Origin of the sequence: Streptomyces sp. NPDC006235, assembly GCF_040613735.1 — a bacterium.
Lineage (GTDB): Bacteria > Actinomycetota > Actinomycetes > Streptomycetales > Streptomycetaceae > Streptomyces.
Map to the genome: position 1 here is coordinate 58934 of NZ_JBEXSR010000002.1, position 16745 is coordinate 75678.

Sequence of the window (16745 nt, forward strand, 5' to 3'; positions counted from 1 at the left end):
GATCCGGGCTTGCCGCAAGGGGTGTCACCCGCCGCCATCGAGATCCGTACGCTGGCGGAGCACCCGGAGCTCGTGGCCGAGAAGCTGCATCTCGTACAGCTTCCCCCGCGCGTTGTTGAAGGGGCGGTGGAGGACCATCATCAGCCGGCCGTCGAAGGTGTGGAACAGCATGCCGTGCCCGCTGTCGTCGCGGAGCAGCGGCCGGCGCTGGCTCCAGGGGCCTTTGATGTCACCGGACTTCGAGACGGCATAGGTCTGCACGTAGGTGCCGCCGACGGTGCCGTCCGGGTTGGCCGAGTTCTTCTCGTACGTCGACCACAGCATGATCAGGGATCCGTCAGGGGTGCGGTACAGCTCCGGGCCGTCGGTGACATAGGGCGGGAGCTGGTGGGGTACGCCGCTGGGGATCTGCTCGCTGATCCAGAACGCGTCCGATGCCTTGAACAGGTAGGTCGGGTCGCCGAGGGTCTTCGACAGGTCCGGAGCGAGCCGGATCGCTTCCATGGTTCCGTCGATGGTCTGCAGCCACTCGTGCGCGTACACCATGTAGGGCTGCCCGGACGGGTCGACGTAGAGCGTGCCGTCGAGGGCCATGAGCGTCTCGGGAGTGGTGGGACCTGAGGGGTCGATGACGGTGAAGGGCCCCAGCAGCGAGTCGGAGACAGCGATGATCGTGCCGCGCATGTAGTTCCCGATGGGGAACGGCGTGCCCCATTGGTTGGGCGGCGGTACCGGAAGCGGCTTGTTCTGGTTGTGCAGCGTGGTGAACAGGTAGTACTTGCCGCCCCATGCGTGCACCTCCGGCGCCCATCCGCCGTCGGTCGTCCAGAGTCCCTTCTGGTCGGCGGCGAGGAAGACCACGACGGGACGCGTCCAGTCGCGCAGGTCGCGGCTGCGGTAGACCATCGTGCCGGTGCCCTCCACGCCCGATACCGATGGATCGTTGGATGTGTAGAGGTAGTAGGTCCGCGTCTTGTCGTCGGCGACGATGAACGGGTCGTGCAGGGGCATGTCGGGAAGCCGCATGAGATCGGTGGCAGCCGACGCGGATGACACAGACGCTGCGCCGAGGACGGCTGCGGTGGCGGCCGCGCCGGAGGCGGCGATGAAGGTGCGGCGGGATCCGGGCAAGGTGGGTCAACCCCTCGAAGGCAGCAGCGATCAGACGTCTGACCGTTGCGATGGGTGAGAACGTGACGAAGGAGTGCGCCGTCTAGCCGCGGCTTGACGGCGGGGGTGCGGTCGAGGCTCGGACGACCAGTTCGACCGGTAGGTCGCCTGCCGGCGGAATCTCGGTGTCGGGCTTTTCGATGGCGTGGACGAGCAGCCTGAGTCCGTCCTCGGCCGCGGCGTCGAACGGCTGGCGCACGGTGGTCAAAGGCGGGGTGACGTGGGCGAAGACGGGGTTGCCGTCGAACCCCACGACGCTGACGTCCTCCGGCACCCGGCGCCCGGCTTCACACAGGGCGTGGATCAGGCCGACCGCCATGTCGTCGCCCGAGACGAAGACCGCGGTCACCTCGGGGTCGGCGGCCAGTTCACGGCCCGCCCGGTAACCGGAGTCGGCTGACCAGTCGCCTTCGACGAGGGGCGGCTCATGCCTGCCCCGTGCCGCCAGCGCCGCTCGCCATCCCTCGACGCGGTCCCTGGCGGCGTACCAGCGCAGTGGTCCGGCGAGGTGGTGGACGGTCCGGTGCCCCAGATCGAGCAGGTGGTCCGTGGCGGCCCGCGCCAGCAGATCGGCGCCGACCCCCGCGGTCACCACGCGAGGGCCGCCGAAGGCCGGCGGCGCGCCGAGGAAGAGGACCGGCACGTCGACACGGACGGACACCTCTCCTTCGATGACGGGCTCGGAGACGATGATGCCGTCCACGCCCTGCTCCAGGAGGGAGTCCACGGCGCGGGCGATGTCGTCCGGCTCGCCGCCCAGTGTGTTGACCACGCGGAGTCCGTAACCGGAGTCCCGCACGGCCTTCTCGATGGCCACGAGCAGGGAGGCGGTTCCGTATCCGGCCGTCCCCAGGGCGACCACGCCGATGGAGCGGTTCCGTCCGGAGGCCAGCGCCCGGGCCGCGTTGTTCAGCCGGTAGCCGAGTTCCTCGGCGGCTTCGAGGACGCGCCGCCGTACGTCGTCGGAGACATAGGGCTCGTTGTTGAGGACCCTCGACACGGTCTTGCGCGACACACCGGCCAGCTGGGCGACATCGGCACTGCGGGGCGCGGAGGGACTCCCGCCCCGTCCTGTCGCTCGTGTCATGGTGTCTCCTCTGGCCGGGCCCGGGGATCTTTCGAGGTCACCTGTATGACCGCGCGGTCATTGTCTACGCAGTGCGCGATCGCGCGTCAAGGGTGTGTGCCCGGTTTCTTTCCCACCGGAGAAAAGCCCCGGGGGAGGGGAGTGGCGCTGCGCGGTCTATTGACGCGTGCCTCTTCGGCTGCGTAGATATGACCGCGCGGTCAGTGACCGCGCGGTCATACAGCCGACCTCGCTGATGCGGGCATACGCCGTCGGGAGACTCCATGGCACGAGCAGTGAGGCGCAGCGCGGGTCAGCCCGCACCGCGCACCGGGGACGTGGTCCGTGCACGGCACGGGCGGTGGCCTCCGGGCGGCGCTGCCGGCCCCTGACCACCCTGCGCGGCCGCCGACGAGTGAGCCGCCGGTCGCACTCCTCGTCCGGACACATCGGCCCGAGCGGCACCTGCTGAGAACCGGGCAGTGAGCCGCCTGTCAGGACCGGGTGGTGAGCCGCCTGCGCTCACCGCCCTCAACAACCCTCCACCACCGTGGACTTCCGCTGTACGGCACGCGACGCGCCTGCCGGCGTGCGGCCCGCCCGACGCAACCCGAACATGGCGACCCCGATGCCCCGGTAGCGACGTACGCGCCCGCAGACCGACACACCCTTCCTTCCCACCCTTGCGACGCGCCCTCGCCAGGCGCTGCGCCCCTTCGCCCACCGGCGGGAGTTCACCATGCCCAGATCCTTCTTGCCCTCGTCCTCCATGAGCCGTCGGCGGTTCCTCGCCGCGACCGGCGCGGTGTCCCTCGGCGCCGCACTCGCCGCGTGCGGCGGCGACGGCGAGTCCGGCTCCTCCGCATCCGCCGAGCCGGTGAGCCAGGCCGACATCGACAAGGCGATGAAGACGCCGACCGAGCTGACGTTCTGGACCTGGGTCCCGAACATCCAGAAGGAGGTAGCGCTCTTCGAGAAGAAGTACCCCGCGATCAAGGTCAAGGTCGTCAACGCCGGCCAGGGCGTCGCCCACTACACCAAGCTGCGCACCGCGCTCAAGGCCGGCACCGGCGCCCCGGACCTGGCGCAGATCGAGTACCAGGCGATCCCCACGTTCACCATCACGAACAGCCTGCTGAACCTGAGCCCGTACGGCGCCTCCGCGCTGAAGGACAAGTTCGTCGACTGGACGTGGGGACAGGTCAGCGGCCCCGGCGGTGAGGTCTGGGCGATCCCCCAGGACACCGGACCCATGGGGATGCTGTACCGCAAGGACATCTTCGACCGGCACGGCATCCAAGTACCCAAGACCTGGGACAAGTTCGCGGCCGCCGCACGCAAGCTCCACCAGGCCGACCCCGGCGTCTACCTGACCAACCTCGCGGCCAACGAGCCCGCCGCCTGGCACGGTCTGATGTGGCAGGCGGGCGCCGAGCCGTATGCGGTCTCGGGCAAGAGCACCCTGTCCATCAGCGTCGACGACGCTGTCTCGAAAAAGCTCGCCCAGTACTGGGGCGGGCTGGCGAAGGAAGGCGTCATCAGCACCGACCCGGACTTCACCGACGGCTGGTACGCCGGGTTCAACAAGGGCAAGTACGCCACCTGGCTCACCGCCGCCTGGGGGCCCGGCTTCCTGTCCGGGTCGGCCAAGGCCACCGCCGGCAAGTGGCGGGCGGCGCCGCTGCCGCAGTGGGACGCGTCGAAGCCCGCCTCGGGCAACTGGGGCGGCTCCACGACCGCGGCCATCCGCTCCACCAAGAACCCGATCGCGGCAGCCCTGTTCGCCCAGTTCCTCAACAGCGACCCGGCGAGCGCCAGGATGTTCGCGACCGAGCAGTTCTCCTTCCCGGCGACCAAGGCCCTGCTCACCGACTCGGCTTTCACCGGTGCCGCGCCCGCCTTCTACGGCGGTCAGAAGGTCAACCAGGTCTTCGCCGAGATCAGCGACACGGTCTCCACGTCGTTCCAGTGGCCGCCGTTCCTGGACCAGGCGGCGACCGACTGGACGGAGACCGTCGGCAAGTCCCTCGCGGGAGGGTCCGGCACGGTCGGCGCGCTCGGCGCGTGGCAGTCGCGGCTCACGGCGTACGCCAAGAACCAGGGCTTCTCCGTCGAGGGGGCCTGAGATGGCCTCCAGGCCAGGGCCATGGTTCGTAGCCCCGTTCCTGACCCTCTTCGTCCTGCTGTTCCTGGCCCCGCTCGGCTACGCCGCCTACCTCAGCCTCTTCCAGCAACGGCTCATCGGCGGCACGGTCTTCGTCGGCCTGGACAACTACGTCACCGCCCTGAAGGATCCGCTCCTCCTGCACGGCGTCGGACGCGTGGCGCTGTTCTTCGTGATCCAGGTGCCGCTGATGCTGCTGCTGGCCCTGCTGTTCGCCCTCGCGCTGGACAGCGGCCTGCTGCGGCTGGCGCGCGTGATCCGGCTGGGCATCTTCGTGCCGTACGCGGTCCCGAGCGTGGTCGCCGCTCTGATGTGGGGCTATCTCTACGGCCCGGACTTCGGCCCGTTCGCCCAGCTGACCCGGCAACTGGACCTGCCGGCCCCGCGGTTCCTCAGCGAGGGCTGGATGCTGGGCAGCCTGGCGAACATCGTGACCTGGGAGTTCGTCGGCTACAACATGATCATTCTGTACGCGGCCCTGCGTACCGTCCCGCAGGACCTCTACGAGGCGGCCGCGATGGACGGGGCGGGCGTCTGGCGGGTCGCCTGGTCGATCAAGCTCCCCGCGCTGCGCCCCGCGCTCCTGCTGACCCTGCTGTTCTCGGTCATCGGCAGTTTCCAGCTGTTCAACGAACCGAGCCTGCTGATGAAGCTCGCCCCCGACGTCATCAGCAGCTCCTACACGGCCAACCTCTACGCCTACTCCCTCGCCTTCACCGGCCAGCAGGTCAACTACGCGGCCACGGTCTCCTTCCTCCTCGGTCTCGTCATCGTGATCGCCTCCTACGCCGTACTGCTCACCGCGAACCGCAGGAGAACCGCGTGACGACCACCCTGGAGAAGCCCACGACCGCACCGGCCCTCACCACGACCACGCGGCGCCGGACCGCGTCCCGCCGCCGCAGCACCCCGCTGACCATCGCCATGCTGGCCGCCCTGGCCTACTTCCTCCTGCCCCTGTTCTGGCTGCTGGCCGCCTCGACCAAGAACACGCAGGACCTGTTCAACAGTTTCGGCCTGTGGTTCTCCCGTGCCCCGCGGCTGTTCGCGAACATCAGGGCGACCTTCACCCAGGACGACGGCGTCTTCGTGCACTGGCTGCTCAACACCGCCGCGTACGCCGTCGCCAGCGCGGTCGGCGCGGCCCTGCTCGCAGCCGCCGCCGGGTACGGCTTCGCCAAGTTCCGCTTCCGCGGCGACCGGGCCGCCTTCAACCTCGTCCTCGGCGCGATCATGGTCCCGGCCACCGCGCTGGCGATCCCGACCTATCTGCTGTTCGCCAAGGTCGGCCTGGTCAACACCCCATGGGCGATCATCCTGCCCTCCCTCGTCAACCCCTTCGGCCTGTATCTCATGCGCGTCTACGCGGCCGACGCCGTCCCGGACAGCCTCCTCGAGGCCGCCCGCATCGACGGGGCGGGGGAGACGCGGATCTTCCTGCGGATCGCCCTGAGACTGCTGGCCCCCGGTCTGGTGACCGTCCTGCTCTTCACGCTCGTGGCGACCTGGAACAACTATTTCCTGCCGCTGATCATGCTCAACGACCCGAATCTGTACCCCATCACGGTCGGCCTGTCCTCCTGGGCCGCCCAGGCGCAGAACGGCGGGGCCGGCGCCAGCGGCGACATGCTCCCGCTCGTCGTCACCGGCTCCCTGATCTCCATCGTCCCGCTCGTCGTCGCCTTCCTCCTGCTCCAGCGCTACTGGCAGAGCGGTCTGGCGACCGGAAGCGTCAAGCAGTGACGCACGAACATCCCCCTGGTCATCCCCCGAAGGAGAGACACATGCAGAGAAGGCGGCTGGGAAAGGCGCTGGGAACCTTCATCGCGGCATCAGCGATGGTGGCGGTCCCCATGACAGGCGCGCAGGCCTACAACCCCACGGGTGGGATCCTCTACCAGCTCGGCAACGAACCATGCCTGAAAGGGCGGGGCAACTGCGCGATCTACGTGAAGTCGGCGCAGTTGCCGAGCGGACGGCTCATCGCGTCGTTCGAGAAGGCCACTGTCGTACCGACGACGGGAAGCGCGGACGGGGAGACGCTGCCGGTCTACAAGAGCGACGACCACGGCACGTCGTGGCAGCCGCTGTCGGAGGTCAAGGCTCCGGCGTACCTCTCCGGCGACCCCGAGTACGCGAAGTACAAGAGCAACTGGGGAGCCCCCTATCTCTACACGCTTCCGCAGGACGTCGGGAACCTGGAGAAGGGCACGCTGCTCCTCGCCAGCGTCGTGACGGGCGACGACCACTACTACACGGAGCACAAGGCGGCCGACCCCGACTGGACGCCGTCCAACGACGGAGACCGCAGTGACATGGCGATCGCCCTGTACTCCAGCACCGACGACGGCGTGACGTGGAAGGTCGTCAACGTCATCGCGACCGGCGGCTGGCAGGGCGGCAGTGCGGGCGCGATCGGCAAGAACGTCGCGAGCGCGAACACGTACAAGCAGGTGGATCCCCTCTGGGAGCCGTACCTGATGGTCTACAAGGGCCGGCTCGTCTGTTACTACTCCGACGAGAACGACTACCTCGGCTTCGACCCGGTCACCGGCGTGCCCACGCTGGACCCCGCGAACGACACCGCCCCGGACTCGCACGGACAGATCCTCGTCCACAAGACCTGGAACGGCCGCAGCAAGCAGTGGAGCGAGCCCGTGGTGGACGTCGCGGGACTGACCCAGGACATGGGCGGCGGCAAGACGGAGATCGGCGGCGGCCGTCCCGGCATGACGAACGTCGTCCCGACGACGGACGGCAAGTGGCTGCTTCCGTACGAGTACTGGGGTGGCGGAACCAACGTCCGGTACGTCATGGCCGACGACCCGTTGACGTTCTACCGCGGCTCGACGGACAACCCCGTCACCTCGCTGCCCGTCGACGCCGGCTCCCGTCCGCTCGCGACGGGCGGCAGCCCGGTCGTCATCCGGCTCCCCGACGGGCGCCTGGTCTACAACGCCGCGGGCAGCGGCAACGTCTGGGTCAACGAGAGCGGACGCAGCGACGGCGCGTGGAAGGAGTACCAGACGACCTCGCGGGCCGGCTACACCCGCAACCTGCAGTACGTCCAGGGCACCGGCCGCGTCTCGATCCTCAACAACCAGGGCACGTCGACGCTCGCCTACGCCGAGGTCGACCTCGGCCACTCGGAGGGCGCCTACTACCGGTTGGTGAACCGCAGGACCGGTCAGGTGATCGGCACCGGGAACAAGAGCAACGACGCGAACATCGGCAACGGCGACGTTCCCGACGTCCGCCTGGAGGAGGCCGGTTCGGCGGCGGACCAGGACACCCAGTACTGGCACGTGGTCGCAGCGCCGAAGGGCGGCACGACGCTGCTGAACAAGTCGGGCGGCCGCATGGCGGGCATCTGGACCGGGAACGCGACGGTCGGCCAGAGGATCGGCCAGTGGGTCGACAACAGCCCTACGGGCGTGTGGAACCTCATCAAGACCGCCGACGGGTACTACAAGTTCCAGGCCGCGAGGAACCCGAACGTGTATCTGACCGGTGCGAGCGCCGGGGCACCGCTGACCCTGCAGAACGCGGCCACGGACGGCTCGCAGGAGTGGCGGCTCGTCCAGCAGGCCCCGACCTCCTCGGACCTGACGAGGGACAAGCGGTCGAAGCAACTGATCGCGGCGAACGAGGTCGGGGTGACGGCGACCGTGCCGCTGGACGCGGCGGCGTCGGACCCCGCGGGCCGTGCCCTGCACGCGAACACGACGGGCCACGTCTACGTGGTCGCGGCCGACGGGAAGGTCACCGGCCTCGGTCCGGTCTCCTTCGACGAGGACCAGAAGGGCAGCGTGACGCTTCCCGCGACGATCGCCGCCGGGAGGAGGATCAAGGTCGCCGTGGTCTTCGACGACACACCGCTGATCTGGGACACGGTCACCGTCCCGGCGGCAGCCGCCGGCCGCTGATCCGTGGCTCGGAGTGGGCCGGCTCGCCGGCTCACCCCGGCCGGCTCGCGCCGCCCCGGGGACACCCCTGCGGGGCGCGCGTATTCTCCTGTCCTACGAGGGCGAGGAGGCGAGCGCCACGGCGGGGGCCGGCCGGACTGCAGTGCGCGACGCGTCGTCCGGCGGGCGTGCCGGGCGGGCTGCTCGTAGGTTGGAGTTGCAGCGGTCGCGCCTGTAAAGATCGGCAGGTCACGCGTGACGTCAGCGGAGATGGATTTCGAGGAGCTGTTCGACGCCGCACCGAATCCCTACCTGGTGCTGGACGCCGACCTGGTGGTCTGCCACGCCAACCGGGCCTACCTCCGGGTCACCGGCAGGAGCCGCGAGGAACTGGTCGGGCGGTACATCCTGGAGGCGTTTCCGGACACCCCCGGCGCGCCGGAGGCGGCGCGTGACTTCGGAGCCTCGCTCCAGCGCGTCCTGGACTCCCACGCGCCCGACATGGTGGCGCCGCGGCGGTTCGACATTCCCGTCGACGGCAAGCCGGGCGAGGTGGAGGAGCGCTGGTGGTGCGGGATGTCCAGCCCCGTCCTGGGGACGGACGGCGACGTGAAATGGATCATCGCCCGGGCCGACGACGTCACCGAGTTGATGCATTCCCCGGCCGTCCTGGAACGGCTGAACGAGCGGCTGCGCCAGGCGCATGCCCGCGAACGTGAGATCGCCGTCACCCTCCAGGAGGTCATGCTCCGCTCGCCCGACCTGGACAGGCACCGGGACATCGCCGTGCGCTACCTGCCGGCCTACGGGCCGCTCAACGTGTGCGGCGACTGGTACGACGTGGTCGATCTGCCGCCCGACCGCTGCTCCATCGCCATCGGCGACGTCGTCGGCCACGGCCTGGAGGCCGCCGCCGTCATGGGCATGCTGCGCAGCGCCCTGAGCGCCGCCATCCGGGCCGTGCCCAGCCCCGCACAGGCCCTGGAGGTGCTGGGCCTGTACGCCAGGGCGGTCGACGGCGCGCTGGCCACCACCGTGGCCAAGGTCCTGATCGACCCGCGCAGCCGGCTGATCATCTACAGCAACGCCGGCCACCCACCGCCGATCCTGCTCAGTCCGGACGGCAGCTGCCGACTGCTGGACCAGGCCACCGACCCGCCGCTGGGAGCCCGGCCGGAGCACGTCCCCCGCCCCCAGGCCGGCCTGTCCTACTCCCGGGGGGACACCCTCGTGCTCTACACCGACGGCCTCATCGAACGCCGCGATGAAGACATCGACATCGGCCTGTCCCGGCTGATCGACGCCCTGGCCCGGTCCGGCACTCTCCCGGTGGAAGAACTCGCCGACGGACTGCTGAACCGGATGGGTGTCTCCGACGGGGGGCAGGACGACATCGCCTTGGTCGTCGTCCGCCTGTGAGGCGGTTTCCGCAAAAGCCGTTTCCGCATCAAAAAAGTGAAATTGACACGGAATTCTCGACTTTTCCATGGCGGGCAATTCGCCTAGTGTGGACGCATGGAAAAGGCAGCAGAGTTCCGCGTAGTGAAGCGTGGTGACACGCTCAGTGAGATCGCGGTTATGCTCCGCGTGACGCTGGACCAGGTTCTGGAGTGGAACCCCCAGATCACAAATCCGGATATCATTCACCCCGGACAGCGGATCCGCGTGGCACCACCGGAAATGCAGGGAGACTTCGAGCCGTTTCCGGGGGACGACTTCTTCCAGTCGTCCGTGACCAGCCCGATCATCGAGGCCATGGGCTTCCGCCTCATCGAGGAGGGCTGCTCGGCGTACGCCGACGGGCCCGACTCGCAGTGGAGCGAAGCGGACCGGAAGTCGTACTCGAAGTGGCAGCGCAAACTCGGATTCAGTGGCCAGGACGCTGACGGCACGCCCGGCCGGAAGTCGTGGGAGAGGCTGCGCGTGCCCGCCGTCTTCGAGTGACCGGCACTGTTCCGGGCCGACCGCCGCGGACCGCATGGCGCGCCCGGGCGAAAACCCGGATCGCCTATCTCGAAGCGCAACTGGAACGCGAGAGTGTCCGGCCTTGCCCCGAAGACCGTATGACGCTCGTCGACGGAATGCGGAGCCATCTGGAAAAGGCCGGATCGGCTGCCGACGAGAATTTCGGATGGCGGCGTGCCTGGTCTGGCTCGGCCGCGCGTGAGGGCGTCTGGTCGAACATTCGCAGCGCGGAGGTGATGCTCCTGCAACTGGTCTCCGACGAGGAAGCCGCCGGCCGTGCCGGCGAGGTCATGGCGCTGGTCAAGGATCACCTTGACAAGGACGACTCACGACGGGTCCGCCTCGCCCGGCGGCTCCGTTCCGTCATCTCCGGCGCGATGTCACCGAGCGACCGGTGACCTCATGGTCCGGGCGCTCGACGCCGCCTACAACGCGCTCGACGACGAACTCGCCCGGGTGCGCAGCCTGCGCAACATCCTGTGGACCGCGACCTTCCTCGTCCTGCTCGGCGTCGCCGGCCTCGCCGTCTACGGCTGGTTCTTCCCCAAGTCGCTGAGCATGTGCTTCACGCCCAAGGTCGACCCCGGGAACGCGGGCAGGATCGATGTCGTGTGCCCCACCGCGGAGCATCCCAATGTGCCGGCGGGAACCCCTGCCAGCGACCTGGCCCAGCCGAGGGACATCCTCACCGTCGAGATCGCCGGACTCGCCGGCGCGGCACTCACCGTCATCGCCTCACTGCGCCACATCCGGGGCACCGACGCTCCCTACATGCTGCCCCTGGCATCGGCGGTGCTGAAGTTCCCCACCGGCACCCTGCCCGCCTTCCTCGGACTGCTGCTGATCCGGGGCGCCTTCGTCCCCGGGCTCAGCGACCTCGACAGCAGGGCGCAGGTCCTCGGCTGGGCCGCGGCCTTCGGCGCCGCCCAGCATCTCGTGACCCGACTGGTCGACGACCGCGCCCAGATGACGCTGTCGGAGGTGGGCAGGACGACCGACGCCGTGGTCGACCCCGAGCGAGCCGCCGTCCGGGAGCACAACGTGCTGGGAGAGGCCGGCGCGCCCGGACCGCCCACCGCCTTCCAGGACGGCGCGGGACCGCACGAAGGGCACAGGAGGGAACCCGCGACGGAGAGCGCGCTGACGAAGGAGCGGACGGGTCTCGCCCGCGAGCCGGGCCCTGACCGTCCGCCGCCCGGGCGCGCCCGCTCACCGCCGGAGAGGTGTGTGAGCCGTCTCGGGCAGCCGCAGGTACACCAGCGACGACAGCAGGCAGAGCACCGCGACGTACCAGGGGAACAGTCCGGCGTGGCCCACCTCCTTGAACAGCGTGCCCACGTACGGAGCCGTGCCGCCGAAGAGGGCGACCGTCAGCGAGTACGGGAAGCCGATTCCGGCCGCGCGGACCCGGGGCGGGAAGATCTCCGCGTTCACGGCGGCGCTGATGGAGGTGAACCCCGTCAGCAGCACCATGCCGGCGCACTGCACGAGCAGCAGTACCGCGAACGAGTCGCGCAGGGCGTGCAGCAGGGGCACGGTGAGCAGGGCGAAGCCAAGGCCGAAGAACAGGAGCAGGGGGCGGCGGCCGAAGCGGTCCGACAGGAGGCCGCCGAGCGGTTGCAGCAGGGCGAAGAAGGCCAGTGAGATCGTGCCCGCGAGCAGCGCGTCCGACTTCTCCAGCCCCGCGTTGAGTTCGGCGTACGTCGGAAGGTACGACGTCCACGTGTAGTAGGCGATGGTGCCGCCCGCCGTGATGCCGCCGATGAGGAGGGACTCGCGCGGGTGCCTCCGCAGCGCCTCGAACAGGCCGGGGCGCGGCGCCTGCTGCTGCTCGGCGCTGCGGGTCTCCTGAGCGCCCTGCCGGATCCAGAAGCCGACCAGGCTCAGCACGGCCCCGAGTATGAACGGAACCCGCCAGCCCCAGCCGTTCATCTGCCCGTCGCTCAGCGTGTCCACGAGCAGCGTGGCGATGCCGGAGGCGACGAGCTGTCCCACGGTCGTCGACACGTACTGGAAGCTGGAGAACAGCCCGCGCCTGCCGGGGCCCGCCGACTCGACCAGGAAGGTCGTCGAGGCCGCGAACTCGCCGCCCACGGACAGGCCCTGCAGCAGCCGCGCCAGGACGAGGATCACCGGCGCCAGTACGCCCACCGCCGCGTACGTCGGGGTCAGCCCGACCAGCAGGCTGCTGCCGCCCATCAGCAGGATGGTGACCGTCAGCGCGGCCCGCCGCCCGTGCCGGTCCGCGACCGCGCCCATCAGCAGCCCGCCGACCGGCCGCATGAAGAAGCCCACCGCGAACACCGCGAACGTGGACAGCAGCGGCACCAGCGAGTTGTCCGCGCTCTTGGGGAAGACCTGGGCGGCGATGTACGTGGCCAGAAACGTGTAGGCGTACCAGTCGTACCACTCCACGGCGTTGCCCACGGAGGCGGCGAGGAGCTGGCGAACGGGCCGTTTCGTCGGCGGGGAGGCCGTCTGCGTCTCTGTCACGTCCATGACCCTCCCCTGCCAACGTCCCGGCACACCTCACGTACCGGCGACTTTCACACCACTGTCACCGGCCCCTTCCTTGACGTTTGGTGTCCCTGAAACACTCCTTCCGCGCAGATTCCGTCACGTTCCGGCCATCCCGTACCTCTGGATGAGAGGTCTGTCCTTCATGTCCGAAGTCAACCGGCGCCGCTTTCTTCAACTCGCGGGTGCCACCACGGCCTTCAGCGCGTTGTCCGCCAGCATCCAGCGCGCCGCCGCGCTCCCGGCCAACCACCGCACCGGGTCGATCGAGGACGTCGAGCACATCGTCGTCCTGATGCAGGAGAACCGTTCCTTCGACCACTACTTCGGCACCCTGAGAGGCGTCCGCGGCTTCGGCGACCCGCGCCCGGTCACCCTCGACAACGGCAAACCGGTCTGGCATCAGGAGAAGGACGGCAAGGAGATCCTGCCGTTCCACCCGGACGCCGACGACCTCGGCATGCAGTTCCTGGAAGGCCTGCCGCACTCCTGGCCCGACGGCCACCAGGCCTACAACGGCGGCAAGTACGACCGGTGGGTGCCCGCCAAGGGCACCACGACCATGGCGTACCTGACCCGCGAGGACATCCCCTTCCACTACGCCCTCGCCGACGCCTTCACCGTCTGTGACGCCTACCACTGCTCGTTCATCGGCTCCACCGACCCGAACCGCTACTACATGTGGTCCGGCTACACGGGCAACGACGGCACCGGCGGCGGCCCGGTCCTCGGCAACGACGAACTCGGCTACGGCTGGACGACCTACCCCGAGCGCCTGGAGCAGGCGGGTATCTCCTGGAAGGTCTACCAGGACATCGGCGACGGCCTCGACGCGAAGGGTTCCTGGGGCTGGATCCAGGACGCCTACCGCGGCAACTACGGTGACAACTCGCTGCTGTACTTCAACAAGTACCGCAACGCCCAGCCCGGCGACCCCTGGTACGACAAGGCCCGCACCGGCACTGACGCCAAGGCCGGCGACGGCTACTTCGACCAGCTGAAGGCCGACGTCAAGGCCGGCAAGCTGCCGCAGATCTCCTGGATCGCCGCCCCTGAGGCCTTCAGTGAGCACTCCAACTGGCCGTCGAACTACGGGGCCTGGTACATCGCCCAGGTCCTGGACGCCCTCACCGCCGACCCGGAGGTCTGGTCGAAGACCGCCCTGTTCATCACCTACGACGAGAACGACGGCTTCTTCGACCACGTCGTACCGCCCCTGCCGCCGAAGGACGCCTCCCGCGGCAAGTCCACCGTCGACGTCTCCCTCGACCTCTTCCCGGGCGACGGCAAGAACACGGCCGGCCCCTACGGTCTCGGACCCCGGGTGCCGATGCTCGTCGTCTCCCCGTGGAGCAAGGGCGGATACGTCTGCTCGGAGACGTTCGATCACACCTCGATCCTGCGGTTCCTGGAGCGCCGCTTCGGGGTGCGCGAGAGCAACATCTCGCCCTGGCGGCGGGCGATCTGCGGTGACCTGACCTCCGCGTTCGACTTCTCCCGCAAGGACGCGCGGCCCGCCCCGCTGCCGGGCACGGACGCGTACGAGCCGCAGGACCGCGAACGCCACCCCGACTACAAGCCCACCCCGCCCGCCGACCCGCGCATGCCCCGGCAGGAACGCGGCCTGCGCCGCGCCCGGCCGCTGAAGTACGCGCCGCACGTGGACGCCTCGGTCGACGCGGCGGCCGGGAAGCTCACCCTCGCCTTCGCCTCCGGGCCGAAGGCCGGCGCCGCCTTCCACGTCACCTCGGGCAACCGCACCGACGGCCCCTGGATGTACACGACCGAGGCCGGCAAGACGCTCTCCGACACCTGGAACTCGGCTTACTCGGCGGGCGCGTACGACCTCACCGTGCACGGCCCGAACGGCTTCGTGCGGGTCTTCAATGGGTCGAACAGGACGGCGGGCTGCGAGGTCACCGCACGCCACACCGGTGACGACATCGAGCTGACCTTCACCAACAAGGGCTCCGGCACGGCACGGCTGAAGCTCTCCGACGCGTACGGCGGCCGGCCCTCGACGGTCACCGTCCGCCCGGGCGCGAGGGTGCGCCGAACGGTGGACCTCGCCGCCGGCCGCCGCTGGTACGACCTGACCGTCACCGCCGAGGGCGACAAGGCGTTCCTGCGGCGGTTCGCGGGACACGTCGAGAACGGGCAGCCGGGCGTGAGCGACCCGGCGTTCCTCACCGCGTAGCCGCGGTGAGGTGCCCCGGATCGTGCGGCCGGGGCACCAACGCCGGTTCGGCCGTAGCGGAACCGGGTTCCAGGGCCAGGACGGCGGCCACCGGATGGTCGTCGTCCGCCGGGACGGCCGCGGGCGTCGTCCGGCTGAGCAGCACCACGCCCCAGGACGCCAGGCCGGCCCCGGCGAGCGCGAGCAGCATGCCCGCCGGGCCGCCCTGGAGGCGTTCGCCCAGCAGCGACAGGCCGATCACCGCGGCGGCCAGCGGATTGGCCAGGGTCACCATCGCGAGCGGACCGCCGAGACCGCCCCGGTAGGCCGTCTGCGACAGCAGCAGCCCGCCGGCCGCGAACGCCGCCACGAGCAGCGCCACCCCGACCACCTGGACGCTCAGCAGCGGACCGGACCGGTCCGTCGCGGCCACCGTCACGGTCTGCGTGAGGGCCGAGGCGACCCCGGAGGCCACGCCGGACGCACCCGCGTGCCGCAGCCCGGGGCGGGCGCCCGGCCGGGACAGCACTCCGATGAGGGCCGCGGTCGCGCCCGCCACCGTCAGCGCCTCGGGCACGCTCAGCACGTCGTCGGGCGCCGGCCCGGACGCCGTGACCAGGATCGCGGCCAGGCCGAGCAGTGTCAGCGCGGTGCCCCGCCACTCGACGGCGCTCACCCGCCGCCCCGCGAGCCGCGCCCCCATCGGCACCGCCGCGACCAGGGTGAGGGCGCCGAGCGGCTGGACCACGGTCAGCGGACCGTACTTCAGCGCCACGACGTGCAGCAGCGCGGCGGCCGCGTTCAGACCGACCGACCACCACCAGGCGCCACGGGCGAGCAGCCGCAGCGTGCCCGAGCCGGGCGAGCGGGAGGCGAGCCGCTCCTGGGCGACCGCCGCGGCCGCGTAGGCGACGGCGGAGACGAGGGACAGGACCACGGCGACGAGGACGGCGCTCATCGGCCCGCCCCCGCGAGTGCCTGCTCCTCGGCCGGGGCCAGAGCCTGGGCCGGTACGAGCCTTTCCTGCGCGCGGCCCGCCGTCGTCGCCGTGCGGTGCGGCAGGTGAACTGCTGCGAGCGCGAGACCCAGCAGCGCCGTCGCCACGATCGCGTCGAGCCAGTAGTGGTTCGCCGTGCCGACGATCACCAGCAGCGTCAGCAGGGGATGGAGCAGCCACAGCCAGCGCCAGTGCGAGCGTGTCGCCACGATCAGGCCGACCGCCACCATCAGCGCCCAGCCGAAGTGCAGCGACGGCATCGCCGCGAATTGGTTCGACAGGGAGTCCGTCGCGGGAGCGCCGTACACCGACGGGCCGTACACCCGCGCCGTGTCCACCAGGCCGGTCGCGGTCAGCATGCGCGGCGGGGCGAGCGGGAACAGCAGGTGCAGCACCAGGGCGGCGGCGGTGACGGCGGCCAGCACCCGGCGGGCCCACACGTAGTGGGCCGGGCGGCACAGGTAGAGCCAGATCAGGAAGGCGGCGGTGGCCGGGAAGTGGACGGCCGCGTAGTAGGTGTTCGCAAGGTGCACCAGGCCGTCGCCGTGCAGCAGCAGGGACTGCACCGCCCCCTCGCCGGGCAGGTGGACCGCTCGTTCGAGGTCCCACACGCGGTGCGCGTTGTGGAAGGCCTCGCCGGTGTGGCCCGTGGCCAGCTGCCGGCCGAGCTTGTAGACGAGGAAGAGCCCTGCGACGAGCAGGAGCTCCCGGACGAGCGGCGGTCGCGCTATCGCGTCGGACCGCGCCGGCGCAGGCTCGGTGCGGGCATTCATTCCCCCGGCCCC

The 16745-nt window shown here is 70.1% G+C and carries 11 protein-coding genes and 3 pseudogenes; 9 read left to right on the forward strand and 5 right to left on the reverse strand.

The window, feature by feature from the left end:
- Positions 1-24: 24 nt before the first annotated feature.
- Complete coding sequence (locus ABZ192_RS02445) at positions 25-1011, reverse strand: glycoside hydrolase family 43 protein (RefSeq protein ID WP_356922662.1); 987 nt, start codon at positions 1009-1011, stop codon at positions 25-27.
- Between the two features lie 202 nt (positions 1012-1213).
- Positions 1214-2257: a LacI family DNA-binding transcriptional regulator gene (locus tag ABZ192_RS02450; protein ID WP_356922663.1), complete on the reverse strand. Its 1044-nt coding sequence runs from the start codon at positions 2255-2257 to the stop codon at positions 1214-1216.
- A 718-nt stretch (positions 2258-2975) separates the two neighbouring features.
- Between ABZ192_RS02450 and ABZ192_RS02455 the strand changes: the two genes are divergently transcribed.
- From ABZ192_RS02455 to ABZ192_RS02490, 8 genes and pseudogenes are all read left to right on the forward strand, one after another.
- Positions 2976-4361, forward strand: coding sequence for an extracellular solute-binding protein (locus ABZ192_RS02455; RefSeq protein WP_356922664.1), 1386 nt, complete (start codon positions 2976-2978; stop codon positions 4359-4361).
- A 1-nt stretch (position 4362) separates the two neighbouring features.
- Positions 4363-5226 carry a sugar ABC transporter permease gene (locus ABZ192_RS02460; RefSeq protein ID WP_356922665.1) on the forward strand — a complete coding sequence of 288 codons (864 nt, stop codon included), beginning with the start codon at positions 4363-4365 and terminating at the stop codon, positions 5224-5226.
- On the forward strand, positions 5223-6143 hold the full coding sequence (locus ABZ192_RS02465; RefSeq protein ID WP_356922666.1) for a carbohydrate ABC transporter permease: 921 nt from the start codon (positions 5223-5225) through the stop codon (positions 6141-6143). Before ABZ192_RS02460 ends, ABZ192_RS02465 begins: the two co-directional genes overlap by 4 nt.
- 41 nt (positions 6144-6184) lie before the next feature.
- Positions 6185-7984 (forward strand): annotated as a pseudogene (locus ABZ192_RS02470) (RICIN domain-containing protein); the annotation flags it as partial.
- A 591-nt stretch (positions 7985-8575) separates the two neighbouring features.
- Entirely contained in the window at positions 8576-9724 is a 1149-nt protein-coding gene (locus tag ABZ192_RS02475) for a SpoIIE family protein phosphatase (protein ID WP_356922950.1), read from the forward strand.
- A 96-nt stretch (positions 9725-9820) separates the two neighbouring features.
- Positions 9821-9961, forward strand: a pseudogene (locus ABZ192_RS02480) (LysM domain-containing protein); the annotation flags it as partial.
- Between the two features lie 36 nt (positions 9962-9997).
- A pseudogene (locus ABZ192_RS02485) lies at positions 9998-10249 on the forward strand (peptidoglycan-binding protein); the annotation flags it as partial.
- A gap of 119 nt (positions 10250-10368) precedes the next feature.
- Positions 10369-10668 carry a hypothetical protein gene (locus ABZ192_RS02490; protein ID WP_356922667.1) on the forward strand — a complete coding sequence of 100 codons (300 nt, stop codon included), beginning with the start codon at positions 10369-10371 and terminating at the stop codon, positions 10666-10668.
- An 811-nt stretch (positions 10669-11479) separates the two neighbouring features.
- Here ABZ192_RS02490 and ABZ192_RS02495 read toward each other — a convergent pair.
- On the reverse strand, positions 11480-12769 hold the full coding sequence (locus ABZ192_RS02495) for an MFS transporter (protein ID WP_356922668.1): 1290 nt from the start codon (positions 12767-12769) through the stop codon (positions 11480-11482).
- Positions 12770-12932: 163 nt separating this feature from the next.
- Here ABZ192_RS02495 and ABZ192_RS02500 point away from each other — a divergent pair, with 163 nt between their 5' ends.
- Complete coding sequence (locus ABZ192_RS02500) at positions 12933-14984, forward strand: phosphocholine-specific phospholipase C (protein WP_356922669.1); 2052 nt, start codon at positions 12933-12935, stop codon at positions 14982-14984.
- Here the strand turns inward: ABZ192_RS02500 and ABZ192_RS02505 are convergent.
- Together ABZ192_RS02505 and ABZ192_RS02510 are read right to left on the reverse strand one after the other, a co-directional pair.
- Positions 14974-15921: a hypothetical protein gene (locus tag ABZ192_RS02505; protein ID WP_356922670.1), complete on the reverse strand. Its 948-nt coding sequence runs from the start codon at positions 15919-15921 to the stop codon at positions 14974-14976. The genes ABZ192_RS02500 and ABZ192_RS02505 overlap by 11 nt on opposite strands.
- A complete protein-coding gene (locus ABZ192_RS02510) occupies positions 15918-16733 on the reverse strand; it encodes a phosphatase PAP2 family protein (protein WP_356922671.1) in 816 nt (271 codons plus the stop codon). Before ABZ192_RS02510 ends, ABZ192_RS02505 begins: the two co-directional genes overlap by 4 nt.
- Positions 16734-16745: the final 12 nt, after the last annotated feature.